Below are 19,657 nucleotides of genomic sequence, written 5' to 3'. Positions count from 1 at the left end.
GGCCTGTGTAGGCAACGTTATTCGAAGCAGGAGTTATGTCATGAGTAAACTGTTAGACCGCTTTCGCTACTTTAAACAAAAGGGCGATACGTTTGCCGAGGGGCATGGGCAAGTAATGCACACCAACCGGGACTGGGAAGACAGCTATCGTCAGCGCTGGCAGTTCGATAAAATTGTGCGATCTACCCACGGCGTTAACTGTACCGGCTCATGCAGCTGGAAAATCTACGTCAAAAACGGGCTGGTAACCTGGGAAACTCAGCAAACCGACTACCCGCGTACCCGCCCTGACCTGCCAAATCATGAGCCCCGTGGCTGCCCACGCGGCGCAAGTTACTCGTGGTATCTCTACAGCGCTAACCGCCTGAAATATCCACTGGTGCGTAAACGCTTAATCGAATTGTGGCGCGACGCCCTGTCCCGCCAGCCCGATCCGGTGCTGGCCTGGGAATCCATTATGAACGACCCGCAAAAATGCCAGAGCTACAAGCAGGTACGCGGGCGCGGTGGGTTTATCCGTTCCAACTGGAAAGAACTTAATCAACTGATTGCTGCTGCCAACGTCTGGACGGTGAAAACTTACGGCCCTGATCGTGTGGCCGGATTCTCTCCCATCCCCGCAATGTCGATGGTCTCCTATGCCGCAGGTACGCGCTATCTCTCGCTACTGGGCGGAACCTGTCTGAGCTTCTATGACTGGTACTGCGACTTACCGCCCGCGTCACCGATGACCTGGGGCGAGCAGACCGACGTTCCTGAATCCGCCGACTGGTATAACTCCAGCTATATCATCGCCTGGGGCTCTAACGTGCCGCAGACCCGTACCCCGGACGCGCACTTTTTTACTGAAGTTCGCTACAAAGGCACCAAGACAATTGCCATTACGCCAGATTACTCGGAAGTCGCCAAACTGTGCGACCAGTGGCTGGCACCGAAACAAGGGACAGACAGCGCGCTGGCAATGGCGATGGGCCACGTCATCCTGAAAGAGTTCCATCTCGACAATCCCAGCGATTATTTCCTCAATTACTGTCGTCGCTATACCGATATGCCGATGCTGGTGCTGCTGGATGCCCGCGAAGATGGCAGCTACGTGCCTGGGCGCATGATGCGCGCCTCAGACCTTGTCGATGGTCTGGGTGAAAGCAACAATCCAGAGTGGAAAACGGTGGCTTTCAACCGCGAAGGCGAACTGGTTGTCCCGAACGGATCTATCGGTTTTCGCTGGGGCGAGAAAGGCAAATGGAACCTGGAACCCCTGGCGGCTGGCGCTGAAACTGAACTTTCCCTCTCGCTGCTTGGTCAGCATGATGACGTGACCGGCGTGGCATTCCCCTATTTTGGCGGCAACGAAAACCCACATTTTCGCAGTGTAAAACAAGAACCGGTGCTGGTCCGTCAACTACCGGTGAAATATCTTACCCTCGCTGACGGTAGCCGTTGCCCGGTGGTGAGCGTCTATGATCTAGTGCTGGCGAATTACGGCCTCGACCGTGGTCTGGATGATGTTCATAGCGCACAAGATTACAGCGAAGTAAAAGCCTACACCCCGGCCTGGGGTGAGCAAATTACCGGCGTGCCACGCCGTCATATCGAACAAATCGCCCGTGAGTTTGCCGATACCGCGCACAAAACGCATGGCCGTTCGATGATCATCCTCGGGGCTGGCGTGAACCACTGGTATCACATGGACATGAACTACCGCGGGATGATTAACATCCTGGTGTTCTGTGGTTGCGTGGGACAAAGCGGCGGCGGCTGGGCGCACTATGTGGGTCAGGAGAAACTGCGTCCGCAAACCGGTTGGTTGCCGCTGGCCTTTGCCCTGGACTGGAACCGCCCACCGCGTCAGATGAACAGCACTTCGTTTTTCTACAATCACTCCAGTCAGTGGCGTTATGAAAAACTCACCGCTCAAGAACTCCTCTCTCCGCTGGCCGATGCGTCGAAGTTTAGCGGACATTTGATTGACTTTAACGTACGTGCTGAACGAATGGGCTGGCTGCCCTCTGCGCCGCAGCTTAACCTTAACCCATTGACCGTCAAAGCGAAGGCAGAACAAGCTGGGTTATCTCCTGCGCAATACACTGCCCAAGCGCTGAAGTCGGGTGATATTCGTTTTGCCTGTGAGCAGCCGGATAGCGGCAAAAACCACCCACGCAACCTCTTCGTCTGGCGCTCTAACCTGCTCGGTTCCTCCGGTAAAGGGCATGAATACATGCTCAAGTATTTACTGGGTACCGAAAGCGGGATCCAGGGGGAAGCGCTCGGTTCAAGTGAGGGTATTAAACCTGAAGAGGTTGAATGGCAATCCGCGGCGATAGAGGGCAAGCTCGATCTGCTGGTCACGCTCGATTTCCGTATGTCCAGCACCTGTTTGTTCTCCGATATCGTTTTGCCAACCGCTACCTGGTATGAAAAAGACGATATGAACACTTCGGATATGCATCCGTTTATTCACCCGTTGTCCGCGGCGGTCGACCCGGCATGGGAATCGAAGAGTGACTGGGAAATTTATAAAGGCATCGCCAAAATGTTCTCCGAGGTATGTGTGGGACACCTTGGACAAGAAACGGATGTGGTGTTGCAACCACTGCAACACGACTCTCCGGCAGAGCTGGCGCAGCCGTTTGACATTCTGGACTGGCGCAAAGGCGAATGCGATCTCCTCCCGGGGAAAACGGCACCAAATATCGCCGTTGTGGAACGTGACTACCCCGCTACCTACGAACGCTTTACTTCACTCGGTCCGCTTATGGACAAGCTTGGTAACGGTGGGAAAGGCATTGCGTGGAATACCCAGGCGGAGGTCGATTTCCTCGGCAAGCTGAACTACACCAAACGCGAAGGCCCGGCAAAAGGCCGACCGCTGATTGACACCGCGCTGGATGCCTCTGAGGTGATCCTCGCACTGGCGCCGGAAACCAACGGTCAGGTGGCGGTAAAAGCCTGGGAAGCGCTGGGGGCGATGACCGGACGCGACCATACGCATCTGGCGTTGAACAAAGAAGACGAAAAGATTCGTTTTCGCGATATCCAGGCGCAGCCGCGCAAAATCATCTCCAGTCCTACCTGGTCCGGCCTTGAAAGCGAACATGTCTCCTATAACGCAGGCTATACCAACGTTCATGAGTTGATCCCATGGCGTACCCTGTCCGGTCGCCAGCAGCTGTACCAGGATCACGCGTGGATGCGAGCGTTCGGTGAAAGTCTGGTGGCGTATCGTCCGCCTATCGATACCCGCAGCGTCAGTGAAATGCGCGAAGTTCCGCCTAACGGCTTCCCGGAAAAAGCCCTCAACTTCCTGACGCCGCACCAGAAATGGGGGATCCACTCTACCTACAGTGAAAACCTGCTGATGCTGACGCTTTCGCGCGGCGGCCCCATTGTCTGGATCAGCGAGACCGATGCCAAAGAGCTGGGCATTGAGGATAACGACTGGATTGAAGCCTTCAACGCCAACGGTGCGCTCACCGCGCGTGCAGTGGTGAGTCAACGCGTGCCGCCGGGAATGACCATGATGTATCACGCTCAGGAGCGAATCATGAATATCCCAGGCTCGGAAGTCACCGGGATGCGTGGCGGGATCCATAACTCGGTCACCCGCGTCTGCCCGAAACCCACGCACATGATCGGCGGCTATGCGCAACTGGCATACAGCTTCAACTATTACGGGACGGTCGGCTCTAACCGCGATGAGTTCATCATGATTAGAAAAATGAAAAACATTAACTGGCTGGATGATGAAGGTCGCGATCAGGTACAGGAGGCGAAAAAATGAAAATACGCTCACAGGTAGGCATGGTTCTTAATCTGGATAAGTGCATCGGCTGCCACACCTGCTCCGTCACCTGTAAAAACGTCTGGACCGGGCGTGAAGGGATGGAATATGCGTGGTTTAACAACGTCGAGACTAAACCGGGGATTGGTTATCCGAAAAACTGGGAAGATCAGGAAGAGTGGCAAGGCGGCTGGGTTCGCGATGTTAACGGCAAGATAAGACCGCGTCTGGGCGGTAAGATGGGCGTAATCACCAAAATTTTCGCCAACCCGGTGATCCCGCAAATCGATGATTACTATGAACCGTTTACCTACGATTATCAGCATCTGCATAGCGCGCCGGAGAGCAAGAATCAGCCCACCGCGCGTCCGCGTTCGCTGATAGATGGTAAACGGATGGACAAGATTATCTGGGGTCCAAACTGGGAAGAACTGCTTGGCGGCGAATTTTCAAAACGTGCCCGCGACCGTAACTTCGAGAAGATGCAAAAGGAGATGTACGGTCAGTTCGAAAACACCTTCATGATGTATTTACCGCGCCTGTGCGAGCACTGTCTGAACCCAAGCTGTGTCGCCACCTGCCCGAGCGGTGCTATCTATAAGCGTGAAGAAGACGGCATTGTGCTGATCGACCAGGACAAATGTCGCGGTTGGCGCTTGTGCATCAGCGGCTGTCCGTACAAAAAAATCTACTTTAACTGGAAGAGCGGTAAGTCAGAGAAGTGCATTTTCTGCTACCCGCGTATTGAGTCCGGCCAGCCGACGGTGTGTTCAGAAACCTGCGTTGGGCGTATCCGTTATCTCGGGGTATTGCTGTACGACGCCGACCGTATCGAGGAAGCAGCGAGCACCGAGCATGAAACCGATCTCTACGAGCGTCAGTGCGATGTGTTCCTCAACCCGAACGATCCAGCGGTGATTGAAGAGGCGCTAAAACAAGGTATTCCACATAACGTCATCGAAGCAGCCCAGCGCTCGCCGGTTTACAAAATGGCGATGGACTGGAAGCTGGCGCTACCGCTGCACCCGGAGTATCGCACCCTGCCGATGGTCTGGTATGTGCCGCCATTGTCACCGATACAGTCGGTCGCCGACGCGGGCGGACTGCCGCACAATGGCAACATTTTGCCTGCGGTTGAGTCGCTGCGAATTCCGGTTCAGTACCTCGCCAATATGCTCAGTGCGGGTGATACCGGTCCGGTGCTGAGGGCGCTCAAACGGATGATGGCCATGCGCCACTATATGCGTGCGCAAACCGTAGAAGGCGTCACGGACACCCGCGCGATTGAGGAAGTGGGTCTGAGCGTTGAGCAGGTCGAGGAGATGTATCGTTATCTGGCCATCGCCAACTATGAAGACCGTTTCGTGATCCCGACCAGTCACCGCGAAATGGCGCGTGATGCCTTCCCGGAGAAAAACGGCTGCGGCTTTACCTTCGGCGACGGTTGTCATGGTTCCGACACCAAATTCAACCTGTTCAACAGCAGCCGTATTGATGCCATCGACATCACCGAAGTGCGCGATAAAGCGGAGGGTGAATAATGCAAATCCTGAAGGTTATCGGCCTGCTGATGGAGTATCCCGACGAGCTGCTATGGGAGTGTAAAGACGACGCGCTGGCGCTTGTGGCCAGCGATGCCCCCACCCTGAGTGATTTTAGCCAGGAGCTGCTCAATGCGCCGTTACTGGATAAACAAGCCGAATGGTGCGAAATCTTTGACCGGGGTCGAGCCACCTCACTGCTGCTGTTTGAGCATGTGCACGCCGAGTCCCGTGACCGGGGCCAGGCGATGGTTGATTTGTTGGCGCAGTATGAAAAGGTCGGGCTGCAGCTAAACTGTCGCGAACTGCCGGATCACCTGCCTTTATATCTTGAGTACTTAAGCGTGTTACCGGAAGCGGAGGCCAAAGAAGGACTGCAGAACGTCGCACCGATTCTGGCGTTGCTTGGCGGGCGCTTAAAACAGCGCGATACGCCGTGGTATCAACTGTTTGATGCCCTGTTGCAGCTTGCCGGAAGTCCTCTTTCGAGTGACAGTGTCACTAAGCAGGTTGGCGCGGAAACGCGCGATGATACCCGACAGGCGCTGGATGCAGTCTGGGAAGAGGAACAGGTGAAGTTTATCGAAGATAATGCCACCGCCTGTGACAGTTCACCGTTACAAAACTATCAACGACGCTTTAGCCAGGACGTGGCACCTCAGTATGTCGACGTCAGCGCGGGAGGCCCGAAATGATACAGTACCTGAACGTCTTTTTTTACGATATCTATCCGTACCTGTGCGGTACGGTGTTTATCCTCGGCAGTTGGCTACGCTACGACTACGGACAATACACCTGGCGCGCGTCTTCCAGCCAGATGCTGGACAAACGCGGCATGGTGTTGTGGTCAAACCTGTTCCACATCGGCATTCTGGGGATCTTTTTCGGGCACCTGTTTGGCATGTTAACGCCGCACTGGATGTATGCCTGGTTCCTGCCGATTGCGGTAAAACAGCAGATGGCGATGATTGCTGGCGGACTTTGTGGTGTGCTCACACTGGTGGGTGGCGCTGGCCTGCTGGTGCGCCGGTTGACTAACCCGCGCATTCGCGCAACCTCCTCGACCGCCGATATTCTGATCCTCTGCGTTCTGCTGATTCAATGCATCCTCGGTTTAACCACTATCCCGTTCTCTGCACAGCATCCTGACGGCAGTGAAATGCTAAAACTGGTCGGTTGGGCGCAGTCGGTGGTGACCTTCCAGGGCGGTGCGTCTGCGCATCTGGATGGCGTGGCGTGGATTTTCCGTGTGCATCTGGTTCTGGGGATGACCATTTTCCTGCTGTTCCCGTTCACCCGACTGGTCCACGTGTGGAGTGCGCCATTTGAGTACTTTACCCGCCGTTATCAGATAGTGCGTTCGCGCCGCTAATTTTCTCTGCTGCCCGGTAGCGCTAGCGCTTACCGGGCCTGGATCGCTATCCCGCTTTTTGTACGTTATGATGCTTCTCCATCCCAGGGAGAACGCTAATGAAACCACAGGTTTATCACGTCGATGCCTTTACTTCAGTAGCCTTTCGCGGCAATTCAGCGGGAGTGGTGTTGCATGCTGACGGATTGAGCGAAGCACAGATGCAACTTATTGCTCGCGAGCTGCGTCATTCGGAAACCGCATTCCTGCTGACCAGTGACGACAGCGATGTTCGCATTCGTTATTTCACGCCGACGGTCGAAGTTCCTATCTGTGGGCATGCTACCGTCGCCGCACATTACGTGCGGGCCAAGGTGCTGGGTCTGGGCAACAGCACCGTCTGGCAAACCTCGCTTGCAGGTCGTCATCGGGTCGATATTGAAGTGAGCGACAATGACTATCGTATCAGTCTTGAACAAGGTGAGCCCGGATTCGAAGCTCCGCTGGAAGGTGCTGTACGTGCCGCGATAATCGATGCACTGCACCTGAGCGAAGACGATATGCTGCCCGGATTACCCATTCAGGTAGCCACCACCGGACACTCTAAAGTAATGATTGCGCTGAAGCCTGAGGTGGACCTCGACGCCCTTTCCCCGGATTTTCCTGCCCTGACCGCTATCAGCCAGCAAATTGGCTGTAACGGTTTCTTCCCTTTTCAAATTCGCAAGGGCGAAAACGCCACCGATGGCCGCATGTTCTCGCCTGCTATTGGTATTGTGGAAGATCCGGTTACCGGCAATGCCAACGGTCCAATGGGCGCGTGGCTGGTTCAACATGGGTTGATGCCGCATGACGGAAAAACGCTACGTGTTCAGGGGCATCAGGGCCGCGCGCTCGGGCGTGACGGTATTGTTGATGTGACGGTGGCTATCCGTGAAAACCTGCCGGAAAAAGTGACTATTACCGGTTCGGCAGTGATCCTGTTTCACGCCGAATGGGCGATAGATTTTTAATTGTTCCCGTAGGCCGGATAAGGCGATAACGCCGCATCCGGCATGACTTCCGATGCCCCTATTTCCCCGCCTCCGGATGCGTATCAAACGCCGCCATGACCGTCGCCAGCTCATCTTCGGTAAACCCATGCTTCACGTCATCCACGCCCAGTCCAAACTGTTCCTGCAGCAAGGCATACAGGCTGGCGACATCGGGCAGATTAATCTGCTCTACCGCACGACCATCCTGATAACGGGTGAAATGAAAATTGGTCAACGTCAGCTTGCCGCCGTCCGGAAGATGACGACACATCAGCAAATGATGACGAAAATGCGATTGTGGCCAGTGCGCGGACCAGAAATTGCCCATCAGATAATCGCTCTGGTGCTGCACGACCAGGTCAAAACGGTACATTGATTGCCAGTGATCGTGATGGCGGAACTGCAGGATCCAATCGTCCCCCTCCTGAACCAGACGATATTCGCCGTGTGGCGTTTGCTGCTCAATGTCGGCCTGCAGACGAATCGGCGCCGTCAGCGTTTGCCCGCCGAAGCCAACGTCGGCGATCCACTGCTCTCCCTGTGATTCAACCAGCAACAGACGATGCGTGCGCGGCGGCAGACTTGACGGATTTGCCAGTACCACACGACCGAGAAGGCTGCGTACGTTAAAACCGATTTCGCGTAACGCGCGCTCAAACACTCCATTCTGTTCAAAGCAATAACCGCCACGATGCGCCGTCACCAGCTTCTCTTCCAGCGACAAATCGTCAAGCTGCATCTCTCTTGGCAGTAATACATCCAGGTTTTCAAACGGAATCGCGCCGTTGTGCAGTAAATGCAGCGCTTTTAAAGTTTCAATGTCGACGCTGGCCGAATCTGACCAGCCAATACGGGCAAAATAAACGGTTAAAAAAGGCGTCATAGGGAGTTCCTGTTCGATTAATGCAGTACTTATAACGCATTTTTAATTTTACGCCGTCGATTTTGTGCGTTGTTCCTCCAGACGAGGCGACAAAATCGCTAATACCGTTAATATCTATATCTATTGTGGTGTGTTATCTCTCAGCCCAGGAGCATCCATGAGCCATTTCCGTTCAATCGAATTAAAACATGCCAGTCGGCTGCTTAACCACGGCCCTACGATACTGATCACCAGCCGGGATGAGCATACCGAGCGGCGCAATGTGATGGCGGCGGCATGGTCAATGCCGGTGGAATTTGAACCGCCGCGGATTGCAATTGTTGTTGATAAGACTGCCTGGTCGCGTGAACTGATTGAGCGTAGCGGCAAGTTCGGTATTGTTATTCCGGGCGTGGCCGCTACCAACTGGACTTACGCGGTGGGCAGCGTTTCCGGTCGCGTGGAAGATAAATTTAACTGCTACGGTATTCCGGTGGTAAAAGGTCCGGTGCTGGGATTACCGTTAATAGAAGCGAAATGTCTGGCCTGGATGGAGTGTCGTCTGCTGCCTGCAACGGCAGCACAGGAAAAATATGACACCCTGTTTGGGGAAGTGGTCTCGGCTGCCGCTGATGAGCGAGCTTTCGTGGAAGGACGCTGGCAGTTTGATGATGGCCAACTCAATACCCTGCATCATCTTGGTGCCGGAACGTTTGTCACCAGCGGGAAACGCATAACAGCGGCTGAATAATACGGGCGCAATAATCGCCCGTTCTCTTTCACATGCTGTAGCCGGGTTTTTTAATCAGCCTCGTCATCTGTGGCGCAATTTCCGCATCCCATACCGCCTGCCAGGCATCCGGCTCAATTTCATTCAGCGCCACGCTCACTGAACTCTCTTTGCTTTGTAAATGACGAATAATGACTTCGGTAATATCCGCCGCCAACGCGGCCCTCTCTTCTTCGTTCAAATCGCGAGGAAAACATTTGATATCAACGTGCGGCATGACAGGTTCCTTATTGTTTTGGGATGCAGGTAACTTATGCGGACTCTCTTCAACCAGGTGAAATCCGACATCAATAATATCGTCTTCACGTGGAATTTGTTCGATACGATCGGCAAACAGAGAGGCGACGCGTTGTCCAATGGCCCGTCGGAGTTCGCCCGCTGTTCCGGGATTTGCACTCCTGCGGAACAGCGTTTTTTTATTCAAATAATCTTATTGTTTTTCAGTACAGTACGCAGCCTCGGATGCTGACAAACTGCATCAGCGATAGCGCTAATATTCGGCGTGTTGTCCTGAAACCAGTCATGCCCTGGTCCCCAGGTGCGCATAACAGCAATATATACGTCCAGTAGTGTTAGCTGATCCCCGAATGCGTACGGCTCGGCGTTTAGCTGATCGTTCAGCCACATATAGAGGGATTTACGGTACTCAATGCAGTTCTTTTTCAACTGCGCCGGGGAGTCCGGTACCCAGCGTTCTGGATAGTCGGCATAGGTAAACGTGGGATAGACATTTGCCACCAGCCATATCAACAGACGCTGAAACTGCTGGCGTTCGGCGTGTCCAACGGGTGGTGAAAGTTCAGGGCGACGATCGAGGATCATCAGCGCGATCGCCGCCGTTTCCGTCATCACACTGCCATTTTCCAGTACCAGCGTGGGCACCTGGCATAGTGGATTCATCGTCTTAAGCAACTCCCGCTGAGGGCCGTCACTGTCAAAACCGTCGACATTAATAAAATGATAAGGGATCTCCGCCAGTGTGAGCATCACTTCACTGATGGCCGATCCCCAGCCCGGTACCCCATAGACCTTAATCATGCTGCAATCCCCAAAGTTAAAACCCTAAGTGTAGAGCAGCATTCGGCAACCTATGCAGACGTGATTATTACTTTCATAATAACAATGGTCGAATACCGGGGGAGAATAAGCAATGCGTTCCAGTATGTTTGAATATATGAACATTTTTGTACAGGTTGTTGAGCAAGGTGGATTTGCCAGAGCAGCAGACGTGTTACACCTGCACCGCCCTGCAGTGACCAAAGCTATCCAACATCTTGAAGACGATCTGGGAGTAAAGTTGCTTAACCGCACGACTCGTAAAGTGAGTCTGACAGAAGAAGGTGACGCTTTTTACCAACGCACAAAAATCCTGCTCAGTGACGTTGATGACATCATGGCTTCTTTCTCACCCACTCGCCCTCCGCGCGGAAAACTCAGGGTGAATGCCCCCCTGTCGCTGGCTCACTCGGTATTAGTCCCGGCCCTGAACGATTTCCAGTCGCGCTACCCGGATATTGAGATTGTCCTCACCTCCACCGACCGCAGAATCGATCTGCTTGCCGAAGGTATCGACTGCATGATTCGCATTGGCGAGTTACAAGACTCTTCTCTGATTTCACGGCGGCTTGGCGAGGTAAAAATGGTGACATGCGCGTCACCGGATTATCTGCAACAACATGGCGTACCGCAGACACCAGAGGATTTATCCCGACATCAGGCAATTAACTTTTTCAGTGAACGTCATCGTGAAGCACTGGAATGGTCCTTCGTCCGCGAGGGTGAAACCGTGTCGTTTATCCCCGCAGGTCACATCAGCGTTGATAACTCCGACATCCTTTTGACAGGCTGTTTATCCGGACTCGGTATCATCCACGGTGTGCACGCGGTACTGGCCCCCTGGATCCAGTCGGGCCAGCTCGTTGAGGTGCTGGCTGATTATGCTGGGGAATCAAAACCCGTTTCCGTGCTCTACCCGGACAGGCGCCATCTTGCCCCCCGCGTTCGGGTGTTTATTGACTGGCTGTGTGCGCTTTTTACCGAGCAAAAATCGCGCCTACAGGGATTATTATAATCTAAGTAATAGTGAAGTTCCGCAACGGCGGTTTTTCACCCTCATCTGAGCCGTTAAATTGTGCAGACCCAATACAGAACAATTTACAGAGGTTTGCTATGTCTAAGGTCGTGGTTTTTAATCAACCAGGCGACGCTGACGTCCTGACAATCCAGGATATGCCAGTTTCTGCTCCTCGCGCGGATGAAGTTCAGATACGCGTACGCGCAATCGGCATTAACCGTGCGGAAATTATGTATCGTACCGGCCAGTATATTTACCAACCCAAATTTCCGGCTCGTCTGGGCTATGAGGCTTCTGGCGTTGTTGAATCCGTGGGAGACAACGTGCGTGAGTTTGCACCTGGCGATTACGTTAGCGTCATCCCGGCTTTCAGCTTCCATGAGTATGGTATGTACGGTGAAGTCGTCAATGCTCCAGCCCATGCTGTCGTAAAACATCCTGAGAATCTTAGCTTCGAGGAAGCAGCGGCGAGCTGGATGATGTATGTGACCGCTTTCGGTGCGCTGGTTGAATATGCGGATATTAAGCCAGGTGATAACGTGCTGATCAATGCTGCTTCCAGCAGCGTCGGACTGGCGGCAATTCAGATTGCTAACATGCGGGGAGCAAAACCGATTGCGATGACGCGCACCAGTGAGAAACGTGCCCAGCTTCTGCAACTTGGTGCGGCAGAGGTTATCGCCAGCCAGGAGCAGGATCTGGTGGCGGAGATTAACCGGATCACTGACGGCAAAGGTACCCGCGTGGTCTTCGATCCGATCGGTGGCCCTGGCGTGGCAAAAATTGCCCAAGTGATGCCTGCCGGCGGACTCTTTTTCCAGTATGGCTCTCTTGATGCGCGTGATTTGTCGATTCCGGTAATTGAGATACTCGGTCGCCATCTGACCTTCCGCGGCTATGAGATTTTCGAAATCACCACGAACCCGGAAAAACTGTCACGTGCAAAACGGTTTATCTTTGAAGGACTGCAATCCGGTAAGCTCAAGCCGCTGATTGATAAAACCTTTGCCTTTGATGATATCGTTGAAGCACATCAATACATGGAAGCCAACGGTCAGGTGGGCAAAATCGTCGTCACCCTGTAACCCCCGTGCGGCACAGCCTTGTGCCGCAATGTAACTCAAAGCACTTTCGACAAAAACTGCTGGGTGCGTGTATGACGCGGATGATTCAACACCTGTTCGCTGCTGCCCTGCTCGACGATTTTGCCATCGACCATAAACACCACCTGATCCGCCACTTCCCGAGCGAAGCCAATCTCGTGCGTCACCACCACCAGAGTGGTTCCCGACTTCGCCAGCGCTTTGATGACATCCAGGACTTCGCCCACCAGCTCAGGATCCAGTGCAGATGTAGGCTCATCAAACAGCATGACGCGCGGATTTAGCGCCAGCGCACGGGCAATAGCGATACGCTGCTGCTGACCGCCAGATAAGTGACGCGACCAGGCATCGGCTTTATTCCGCAATCCTACCGCATCAAGCAGCGTTAATGCCCGCTCGGTGGCGGCTTTACGCGTTGCCAGTCCGTGCGCGATGGGCGCTTCAATCAGGTTCTCCAGCACCGTTAAGTGCGGGAACAAATTAAAGTTCTGGAACACATAGCCGACGTTAACGCGCTGGCGCAAAATTTCCGCCTCTTTCAGCTCATACAGCTTGTCTCCCTGCCGACGATAGCCAATGTAATCGCCATCGATTTGAATAAACCCCTCATCGACGCGTTCCAGATGGTTGATAGTCCGCAGTAGTGTTGATTTTCCTGAACCGGACGGTCCGAGAATGACCGTTACCGTTCCGGGAGGGATCTCCAGCGACACATTATCCAATGCTTTGTGGCGGCCGAAGTATTTGCTGACGCCGGTAATAGAAATATGGCCTTCAGGCGAGTGGGACATGGACGGCCTCCTGCTGTGGACGTTGACGACTACGTTTTTCTGCACGACTCACCCGGACTGTGTTGATCGCTGAACGTCGTTCGCTGCGTGCCAGCGCACGTTCGACCAGGTGCTGAATTAGCGCTAAGACGCTGGTGATCACCAGATACCACACCGCGCCGACCATCAGCAGCGGGATCACCTCCTGCGTGCGGTTGTAGATCATCTGGATGGTGTAGAACAGCTCCGGCATTGCCAGCACGTATACCATCGCTGTCCCTTTCGCCAGACTGATAATTTCATTGAAGCCAGCAGGCAAAATGGTGCGCAGCGCCTGCGGCAGAATAATCCGCAGCGTACGTCGCCCTGCCGGTAAGCCCAGTGCTGCCGCTGCCTCGTACTGACCGTGATCGACCCCTAAAAATCCACCACGTATAATCTCAGCGGTATAGGCGCTTTGCACCAGCGTCAGGCCAACCACCGCAGTGGAAAACTGACCGAGTACATTGATGGTCTCAAAACTCCCCCACTGAATGGGAGTGAACGGAATACCAATCGTCAGCGTGTCGTACAGATAGGAGAAGTTGTACAGAACGATTAGCACCACAATCAGCGGTAACGAACGAAACAGCCAGATGTATCCCCATGCCAGTCCATTCAACAGCCAGGAAGATGAAAGCCGCGCCAGCGCCAGCAGACCGCCGATGAGAATACTCAACAGCGTCCCGATAAGTGTCAGTAACAGCGTTTGTCCAAGACCAGACAAAATCACCGGATCGAAGAACCAGCGGGCAAACACGCTCCATTCCCAGCGCGGATTAAACGCCACGGACTGGAGAATCACTGCCAGGGCAAACAAAGCAATGACCGCACCAACGGTGCGCATGGGGTAACGCGCCGGTACGACTTTAATGCTATCTGTCGTTTTCATCTTCTCTCCTCAGGCGATTCTGGCCTGACCGGCAATAGTCAGCAGTTTGGTAAAGCGCAGCCGTCCATCAAACGGTGGCTGGCTGTACTCTTCGGGGTTGCGCGTCGTATCAAATTGCGGATCGTAGCCCTGGCTTAAATAAAGTCTGACCGCCTCCGGCTGGCGAAATCCTGTGGTCAGATATATCCGGCTGTAGCCCGCGAGTAGCGCCCGACGTTCCAGTTCCTGCACTACACGCGCCGCCAGTCCCTGCTGACGCAGGCTGCTTTTTGTCCAGATACGCTTAATCTCGGCAGTGTCCTTGTCGTAAGGTTTGTAAGCCCCGGTGGCGATAATTTCTCCGCCACGCTCCAGGACCACAAAAAGTCCCTGAGGTGCCAGATACCATTCGGTCAGTTCCACTTCAGCGTCGCGAGAAAAATAATCGCCATAGCGGGCAGCATACTCACCGAACAGACCGTTCAAAATGGGCTGTAGCTCGCTGGCTTCAGGTGAGACCACGCGAAATTGATCGCTCACGATAACCTCCTTAGTCGCCTAAACCGGCCGGGTTGATTTCAGATTGCGGAATGCGTTCCACCCCTTCTCCCCAGCGACTCAGCACCTTGTCATAGGCGCCGTTGCCAATTACGCCGTTGAGGGCGGTTTGTACCGGCAGAACCAGACCGCTGTCCTTTTTCAGCGTCACAGCGATGTGTGCCGCTTTTGGCCAACCGCCATCAACACTACCCACCAATTGCGTTTTACCGTTGAGTGCAGCTTTCCATGCGCCGATTACATTAGGACCGAAGTAGGCATCGGCGCGACCTGACTGTAGGGCCAGGGTTTGCGCGGCATCATCTTTGGTATACACCGGCGTAAACGGCTGTAACCCTTTCTTCACGTTCTCATCGTTCCAGGCCAGCAGGATGGCTTCCTGGTTCGTCCCTGAACCGACGATAATGCGCAGTCCAGCGATATCTTCCGCCTGCTCGATTTTCTTCAGCTTGCTACCGGTTTTGACATAAAAGCCAAGAGAGTCTTTCCGATACGTCGCGAAATCGAATTTTTCTTTGCGTGCTTTGGTGACGGTAATATTGCTGATCGCGGCATCGTATTTGCCGGAAGTGACGCCCAGCGGCCAGTCTTCCCATGACGTAGGTACGACGTTGAGTTCCAGCCCCAAACTGTCAGCCACCAGACGCGCGATGTCCGCCTCGCTGCCGATCAGCGTCTTATTGTCATCGGCAAAGACGGTTAGCGGCGGTTGACTGAGCCCGGCAATCGCCACGGTGAATTTGCCAGGTACGGCCAGGTGCAGGTTTGCGGGCAATTGCGCAATCGCCTGCGGATTCTTTGCCGTATTGATCGGCGTTTTATTGGCTTCCAGACTTACGCCCGTGCCGTTAATCGTCACATCATTTGCCCAGACAGTCGCGCTGAAAGCCAGCGACAGCGCGAGGAATACTGATTTTTTCTGCATAGCGTTTTTCTCTTATTGTGCGAATTGATTTGCAGGTGTCGTTAATCCCAGGCTTGCGCGCAGGGTCGTACCGGGATATTCATGGCGGAACAGGCCCCGCGCCTGAAGCACAGGGACAACCTGTTCGACAAAACGCGGGAAGGTATCCGGCGTTCCGCCCTGGATAATAAAACCGTCTGCGGCTTTCTCGTCGAACCACTGCTGCAGGCCGTCGGCGACCTGTTCCGGCGTGCCGCTGAAACGCGGACGTGGGCTGGCCGCTTCCAGAGCAACCTGACGGAGTGTTAAGCCACGCTCGCGCGCGTTGCGTTTGATCTCATCAGTCGTACTGCGAAAGCTGTTTTGTCCGAGAGAGCCAAGATCCGGGAACGGTGCGTCCAGCGGATATTGGGCAAAATCATGATGTTCAAAGTAGCGGCCAAGATAGTTCAGCGCGTCGGTAACGGAGACCAGCGCAGCGGTAGTCTGATACTGCTGCTCAACGTCCTCTGCGCTGTCGCCAACAATAATACTGACGCCCTGGAATATATGCAGTTGATCGGGATGTCGTCCGGCGATTTCCAGCTGACTTTTTACATCCTGATAGAACGCCTTAGCCTCTGCCAGAGACTCCTGATGGGTAAAAATGGCATCAGCATGCTGCGCCGCTAATTTCTTGCCATCTGCTGAAGCTCCCGCCTGAAATATAATCGGACGACCTTGTGGCGTACGCCCAATATTTAACGGCCCGGCGACCTGAAAATAATCTCCATGATGGTTTAGCGTGTGCAGTTTATGCGGATTAAAAAATTCCCCGCTTGTTTTATTACGGGTAAAAGCATCGTCTTCCCAGGAATCCCACAGTCCTTTCACTACCTGTAAATATTCATCGGCAATACGATAACGCTGAGCATGCTCCGGATGCTCAGCGCGAGAATAGTTTTTTGCCGATCCTTCCAGAGGCGACGTAACCACGTTCCAGCCTGCACGCCCGTTGCTGAGATGGTCCAGGCTGGCGAACTGTCGTGCGGTCGTAAACGGCTCGCTGTATGATGTAGACACTGTGCCAACCAGTCCCAGATTCTGGGTGATGCTGGCCAAAGCGGATAATACTGTCAGCGGCTCAAAACGATTTAAAAAGTGCGGGATTGATTTTTCATTAATATACAGACCATCGGCGACAAAAATAAAATCCAGCTTCCCTTTTTCCGCAATAAGCGCCGTCTCTTTGACAAAATCAAAATTAATACTGGCATCGGCCTGAGCCGCCGGGTGGCGCCATGCGGACATATTTCCCGATGCGCCATGCAGAATAGTTCCAAGCCGTAGTTGCCGATTTCCAGCCATAATAACCCCTACCCAACAGGTAAACTTAAAGGTGTGCGAATGCCGTTTTTGCTAACTGCGCAAAGTAATGTGCGGCAGGTTCAATTAAACGCTCGTCCGGATTAAATCCCGGGTGATGTAATCCGTATTCACTGGCGCTACCAATACTGAGAAATGCGCCTGGTGTATTTTGCAGGTAGACGGCAAAATCCTCCCCGCCCATATGCAGGTCGGCATGGTGAGTGGTGTAGCCTGACTGTTTCGCCACCGTGGTGGCGATATCGGCCCAACGCGCATCGTTCACCAACGCGGTCGGCCCCGCATGCCAGATAACGTCTATTTGTGCGCCAAAGGCATGGGCAAATCCGGCAGCGATGTCATTAACCCGTGCTTTAACCTGCTGCTGTACCTGAGTCCGGTGCGTTCTGAGCGTCCCTTCCAGTTCAACGGACTCTGGCAGTACGTTCCATGTATTTCCTCCCTGAATACGGGTCACGCTGAGTACCACCGAATCCAGCGTGTTAACGTCGCGACTGGCAACGCTTTGCAACACGGTTACCAACTGGCTGGCAAGCAGGATGGCATCTTTGCCTTCATGCGGACGCGCCGCATGTGCGCCCTTGCCATTTATGCGCAGCACGAAGCGATCGACATTGGCATAGAACGCACCGCCGCGTGTGGCAAATTCGCCCACCGGCAAACCGGGCTCATTGTGCATACCAAAAATAGCCGCTACGTTTTGCAGCGCACCGGCGCGGATCAACGTTTTTGCGCCGCCGAAACTCTCTTCAGCTGGTTGAAACAAAATACGTACTCGCCCCGGTAAGGTTGTTTCCTGTTGTTTAAGCAGCAGTGCTGCTCCAAGCATCACGCTGGTATGGACGTCATGCCCGCAGGCATGCATCACGCCCGGTGTGAGGGAGCGAAACGGAACGTCGGCGCTTTCTTCTATCGGTAGCGCATCGATATCCGCTCGCAGCGCGATGACATCTTCTCCCTGGCCGATTTCCGCGACCAGACCGGTTTTCAGCTCGAACGGCAGAATGTCGACATCCGCAGCGTGCAACCAGGCCTGAATGCGCCTGGTGGTTGCTTCCTCCTGCAGGGAAAGCTCCGGGTGCTGATGTAATTCACGACGCCAGTTGATAAGCGTTGAGCTGAGGGTCATCAGAGCACCTCCACGGCATTATGGACTTGTGCCAACAAACGCAGCGATGTCAGACGCGCGTGGCCCTCCGCCACTGGCGTGTCGATAATGAACTCATCAATACCAAATTGCGTATGCAGAGCATTCAGCTTTACCATCACCTCTTGAGCGGTGCCGTGTAACAACGCCAGTTCACGACGCGCGATTTTGCGTGGCGAACTACCCGCCTGTACGGCGAATGCCAGGGCTTGCTCTTCGCTGGCGACTGTAACGCGTTGACCATTTTCCAGCTCAACGCCCCAGATTTGCACGTTTTCCGCCAGTTGCGCAGCGGTATCGTGACTGTCAGCCACAATCACCTGAACGGCGACTATTGTCGGGCGGTCGCTGTGGGTCTGCCAGAAGGACAAAACCTCACGTAATAACGTTTTGTCACCGTTGAGGTGCGCAGCGAAGATAAAATTCAAGTCGGATTGCGCTGCTAACTGTGCGCTTTGCACACTGGCTCCGAGTACAAATCCTTCTGGCGGTATTGGTGGGATTGGCGTCGGGAATACCGTTTCCCCGCTTTCCGTTCCGTTCAGCGCCAGCCAGCCGTTAAGCTGAGAAAGCTGATCGGCAAAGCTGCCTTTTTCTTCCTGATGCAGTCCATGCTGTAACGCCTGAGTCGACAGCGGTAAGCCGCCAGGGGCTTTCCCTACGCCGAGATCGACACGTCCAGGAGCCAGCGATGCCAGAAGATTGAAGTTTTCCGCCACTTTGTACGGGCTGTAATGTTGCAGCATCACGCCGCCGGAACCAACGCGGATACGCTGGGTTTGCCCGAGGATCCAGGCGATCACCAGCTCCGGCGATGGACTGGCCAGCTGTGGCGTATTATGGTGTTCCGCGATCCAGAAACGATGGTACCCCCACTCTTCTGCCAGTTGCGCCAAACGCAACGTCCGGGAAAGCGCGGTCGCGGCAGTTTCACCTTCCCCGATGGGGCTTTTATCCAGAACACTCAGGCGATATGACATGTTACGAGCCTATGTTTGTTAACATGTCTTTATTATTAATTTATCAAATAGCCATACTGAAACATTTAATTCACATTTACTCAGCTAAAAAGTAGATAACAAACCCTACCGCAGCCAGGGTTAAAATTTGGAGCGTCCTGTACCGCTAAACTGAAAAACACCCGCAATTAATAGCCTACAAAATATAATAGGGTCGTTGATATCACGGTAATAACATCAAAATCTTTTCATGCCAGTTTTCTTTTTTCGAAATGGTTTTTTAGCGCAATTTACGTTAAGTCAGTTTAAACGACTTGTAACGTTATGCGCTTGTATTAATTGTTTCACTTTTATGACGCGGGATGAATGATTTACATGGAAATTTTTATTTTAACTACTTCCACAGAAATGATGATTAGTAGAGAATGCAACGTTTCTTATTAAAACGGTTTAAAACAGATTTCTAATATCCCCCGATTTCATTGCGGGGATTTTTGTATGGATTATA

General features: G+C 53.6%; 18 protein-coding genes and 1 pseudogene. 8 read left to right on the top strand and 11 right to left on the bottom strand.

All coding sequences use genetic code 11. The annotated features are described in order from the left end of the window. Positions 1 to 40 precede the first annotated feature (40 nt). From OGV74_RS11120 to OGV74_RS11100, 5 genes are all read left to right on the top strand, one after another. The gene (locus OGV74_RS11120) at positions 41 to 3,781 is read left to right on the top strand and encodes a nitrate reductase subunit alpha (RefSeq protein ID WP_071667093.1); all 3,741 of its coding nucleotides are present in this window, start codon (positions 41 to 43) and stop codon (positions 3,779 to 3,781) included. Continuing rightward, entirely contained in the window at positions 3,778 to 5,322 is a 1,545-nt protein-coding gene (gene narH, locus OGV74_RS11115) for a nitrate reductase subunit beta (protein ID WP_003020103.1), read from the top strand. The genes OGV74_RS11120 and narH overlap by 4 nt, the downstream gene beginning before the upstream one ends. Further along, positions 5,322 to 6,017 carry a nitrate reductase molybdenum cofactor assembly chaperone gene (gene narW, locus OGV74_RS11110; protein WP_032949314.1) on the top strand — a complete coding sequence of 232 codons (696 nt, stop codon included), beginning with the start codon at positions 5,322 to 5,324 and terminating at the stop codon, positions 6,015 to 6,017. The genes narH and narW overlap by 1 nt, the downstream gene beginning before the upstream one ends. Further along, complete coding sequence (gene narI, locus OGV74_RS11105; protein ID WP_003020109.1) at positions 6,014 to 6,694, top strand: respiratory nitrate reductase subunit gamma; 681 nt, start codon at positions 6,014 to 6,016, stop codon at positions 6,692 to 6,694. The genes narW and narI overlap by 4 nt, the downstream gene beginning before the upstream one ends. Before the next feature lie 98 nt (positions 6,695 to 6,792). Next, positions 6,793 to 7,686, top strand: a complete 894-nt coding sequence (locus OGV74_RS11100; protein WP_286520796.1) for a PhzF family isomerase — start codon at positions 6,793 to 6,795, stop codon at positions 7,684 to 7,686. Positions 7,687 to 7,744: 58 nt separating this feature from the next. On the opposite strand, the gene nhoA is transcribed toward OGV74_RS11100, so the two are convergent. Beyond that, positions 7,745 to 8,590, bottom strand: coding sequence for an N-hydroxyarylamine O-acetyltransferase (gene nhoA, locus OGV74_RS11095; RefSeq protein ID WP_286520794.1), 846 nt, complete (start codon positions 8,588 to 8,590; stop codon positions 7,745 to 7,747). 157 nt (positions 8,591 to 8,747) lie between these two features. Between nhoA and OGV74_RS11090 the strand changes: the two genes are divergently transcribed. Continuing rightward, a complete protein-coding gene (locus OGV74_RS11090; RefSeq protein ID WP_032935711.1) occupies positions 8,748 to 9,320 on the top strand; it encodes a flavin reductase family protein in 573 nt (190 codons plus the stop codon). A gap of 28 nt (positions 9,321 to 9,348) precedes the next feature. Here the strand turns inward: OGV74_RS11090 and pptA are convergent, their stop codons facing one another. From pptA to OGV74_RS11075, 3 genes and pseudogenes are all read right to left on the bottom strand, one after another. After that, on the bottom strand, positions 9,349 to 9,576 hold the full coding sequence (gene pptA, locus OGV74_RS11085) for a tautomerase PptA (RefSeq protein WP_086504958.1): 228 nt from the start codon (positions 9,574 to 9,576) through the stop codon (positions 9,349 to 9,351). Positions 9,577 to 9,624: 48 nt separating this feature from the next. Then, positions 9,625 to 9,726 (bottom strand): annotated as a pseudogene (locus OGV74_RS11080) (GntR family transcriptional regulator); the annotation flags it as partial. A 53-nt stretch (positions 9,727 to 9,779) separates the two neighbouring features. Then, positions 9,780 to 10,397 (bottom strand): glutathione S-transferase family protein, encoded by a 618-nt coding sequence (locus tag OGV74_RS11075; protein ID WP_003020128.1) that lies wholly within the window; start codon positions 10,395 to 10,397, stop codon positions 9,780 to 9,782. Positions 10,398 to 10,509: 112 nt separating this feature from the next. On the opposite strand from OGV74_RS11075, the gene OGV74_RS11070 reads away from it, so the two are divergent. Together OGV74_RS11070 and OGV74_RS11065 are read left to right on the top strand one after the other, a co-directional pair. Next, positions 10,510 to 11,430, top strand: coding sequence for a LysR family transcriptional regulator (locus OGV74_RS11070; RefSeq protein ID WP_003020130.1), 921 nt, complete (start codon positions 10,510 to 10,512; stop codon positions 11,428 to 11,430). Positions 11,431 to 11,528: 98 nt separating this feature from the next. After that, positions 11,529 to 12,518, top strand: coding sequence for a zinc-dependent alcohol dehydrogenase family protein (locus OGV74_RS11065; RefSeq protein WP_086504099.1), 990 nt, complete (start codon positions 11,529 to 11,531; stop codon positions 12,516 to 12,518). A gap of 35 nt (positions 12,519 to 12,553) precedes the next feature. On the opposite strand, the gene OGV74_RS11060 is transcribed toward OGV74_RS11065, so the two are convergent. Genes OGV74_RS11060 through OGV74_RS11035 form a run of 7 tightly spaced genes read right to left on the bottom strand, consistent with a single transcriptional unit; the run spans position 12,554 to position 19,170 of the window. Further along, positions 12,554 to 13,327 (bottom strand): amino acid ABC transporter ATP-binding protein, encoded by a 774-nt coding sequence (locus OGV74_RS11060; RefSeq protein WP_003020135.1) that lies wholly within the window; start codon positions 13,325 to 13,327, stop codon positions 12,554 to 12,556. Next, complete coding sequence (locus tag OGV74_RS11055; protein ID WP_286520792.1) at positions 13,311 to 14,237, bottom strand: amino acid ABC transporter permease; 927 nt, start codon at positions 14,235 to 14,237, stop codon at positions 13,311 to 13,313. The genes OGV74_RS11060 and OGV74_RS11055 overlap by 17 nt, the downstream gene beginning before the upstream one ends. Positions 14,238 to 14,246: 9 nt before the next feature. Continuing rightward, entirely contained in the window at positions 14,247 to 14,756 is a 510-nt protein-coding gene (locus OGV74_RS11050; protein ID WP_048217555.1) for a GNAT family N-acetyltransferase, read from the bottom strand. Between the two features lie 10 nt (positions 14,757 to 14,766). Then, a complete protein-coding gene (locus tag OGV74_RS23390) occupies positions 14,767 to 15,699 on the bottom strand; it encodes an ABC transporter substrate-binding protein (RefSeq protein WP_046670707.1) in 933 nt (310 codons plus the stop codon). 12 nt (positions 15,700 to 15,711) lie between these two features. After that, positions 15,712 to 17,025 carry an LLM class flavin-dependent oxidoreductase gene (locus tag OGV74_RS23385; protein ID WP_086504101.1) on the bottom strand — a complete coding sequence of 438 codons (1,314 nt, stop codon included), beginning with the start codon at positions 17,023 to 17,025 and terminating at the stop codon, positions 15,712 to 15,714. 25 nt (positions 17,026 to 17,050) lie between these two features. Next, on the bottom strand, positions 17,051 to 18,172 hold the full coding sequence (locus OGV74_RS11040; RefSeq protein WP_086504102.1) for an amidohydrolase: 1,122 nt from the start codon (positions 18,170 to 18,172) through the stop codon (positions 17,051 to 17,053). Beyond that, positions 18,172 to 19,170 carry an MsnO8 family LLM class oxidoreductase gene (locus tag OGV74_RS11035; RefSeq protein WP_086504103.1) on the bottom strand — a complete coding sequence of 333 codons (999 nt, stop codon included), beginning with the start codon at positions 19,168 to 19,170 and terminating at the stop codon, positions 18,172 to 18,174. Before OGV74_RS11035 ends, OGV74_RS11040 begins: the two co-directional genes overlap by 1 nt. Between the last annotated feature and the right edge of the window lie 487 nt (positions 19,171 to 19,657).

The sequence above is a fragment of the Citrobacter sp. Cf116 genome (assembly GCF_030336505.1).
Taxonomy (GTDB): Bacteria; Pseudomonadota; Gammaproteobacteria; order Enterobacterales; family Enterobacteriaceae; genus Citrobacter; species Citrobacter freundii.
Note: the sequence above shows the minus strand (reverse complement) of the source record. Positions and strands in the feature narration are given on the sequence as shown.

Excerpts from the sequence above, each read along its gene's own strand:
- OGV74_RS11090 (WP_032935711.1), top strand. The coding sequence starts at position 8,748 with ATGAGCCATTTCCGTTCAATCGAATTAAAACATGCCAGTCGGCTGCTT.
- narH (WP_003020103.1), top strand. The coding sequence starts at position 3,778 with ATGAAAATACGCTCACAGGTAGGCATGGTTCTTAATCTGGATAAGTGC.
- narW (WP_032949314.1), top strand. The coding sequence starts at position 5,322 with ATGCAAATCCTGAAGGTTATCGGCCTGCTGATGGAGTATCCCGACGAG.
- OGV74_RS11100 (WP_286520796.1), top strand. The coding sequence starts at position 6,793 with ATGAAACCACAGGTTTATCACGTCGATGCCTTTACTTCAGTAGCCTTT.
- narI (WP_003020109.1), top strand. The coding sequence starts at position 6,014 with ATGATACAGTACCTGAACGTCTTTTTTTACGATATCTATCCGTACCTG.
- pptA (WP_086504958.1), bottom strand. The coding sequence starts at position 9,576 with ATGCCGCACGTTGATATCAAATGTTTTCCTCGCGATTTGAACGAAGAA.
- OGV74_RS11065 (WP_086504099.1), top strand. The coding sequence starts at position 11,529 with ATGTCTAAGGTCGTGGTTTTTAATCAACCAGGCGACGCTGACGTCCTG.
- OGV74_RS23385 (WP_086504101.1), bottom strand. The coding sequence starts at position 17,025 with ATGGCTGGAAATCGGCAACTACGGCTTGGAACTATTCTGCATGGCGCA.
- OGV74_RS11070 (WP_003020130.1), top strand. The coding sequence starts at position 10,510 with ATGCGTTCCAGTATGTTTGAATATATGAACATTTTTGTACAGGTTGTT.
- OGV74_RS11055 (WP_286520792.1), bottom strand. The coding sequence starts at position 14,237 with ATGAAAACGACAGATAGCATTAAAGTCGTACCGGCGCGTTACCCCATG.
- OGV74_RS11060 (WP_003020135.1), bottom strand. The coding sequence starts at position 13,327 with ATGTCCCACTCGCCTGAAGGCCATATTTCTATTACCGGCGTCAGCAAA.
- OGV74_RS11040 (WP_086504102.1), bottom strand. The coding sequence starts at position 18,172 with ATGACCCTCAGCTCAACGCTTATCAACTGGCGTCGTGAATTACATCAG.
- OGV74_RS11075 (WP_003020128.1), bottom strand. The coding sequence starts at position 10,397 with ATGATTAAGGTCTATGGGGTACCGGGCTGGGGATCGGCCATCAGTGAA.
- OGV74_RS23390 (WP_046670707.1), bottom strand. The coding sequence starts at position 15,699 with ATGCAGAAAAAATCAGTATTCCTCGCGCTGTCGCTGGCTTTCAGCGCG.
- OGV74_RS11035 (WP_086504103.1), bottom strand. The coding sequence starts at position 19,170 with ATGTCATATCGCCTGAGTGTTCTGGATAAAAGCCCCATCGGGGAAGGT.
- OGV74_RS11120 (WP_071667093.1), top strand. The coding sequence starts at position 41 with ATGAGTAAACTGTTAGACCGCTTTCGCTACTTTAAACAAAAGGGCGAT.
- nhoA (WP_286520794.1), bottom strand. The coding sequence starts at position 8,590 with ATGACGCCTTTTTTAACCGTTTATTTTGCCCGTATTGGCTGGTCAGAT.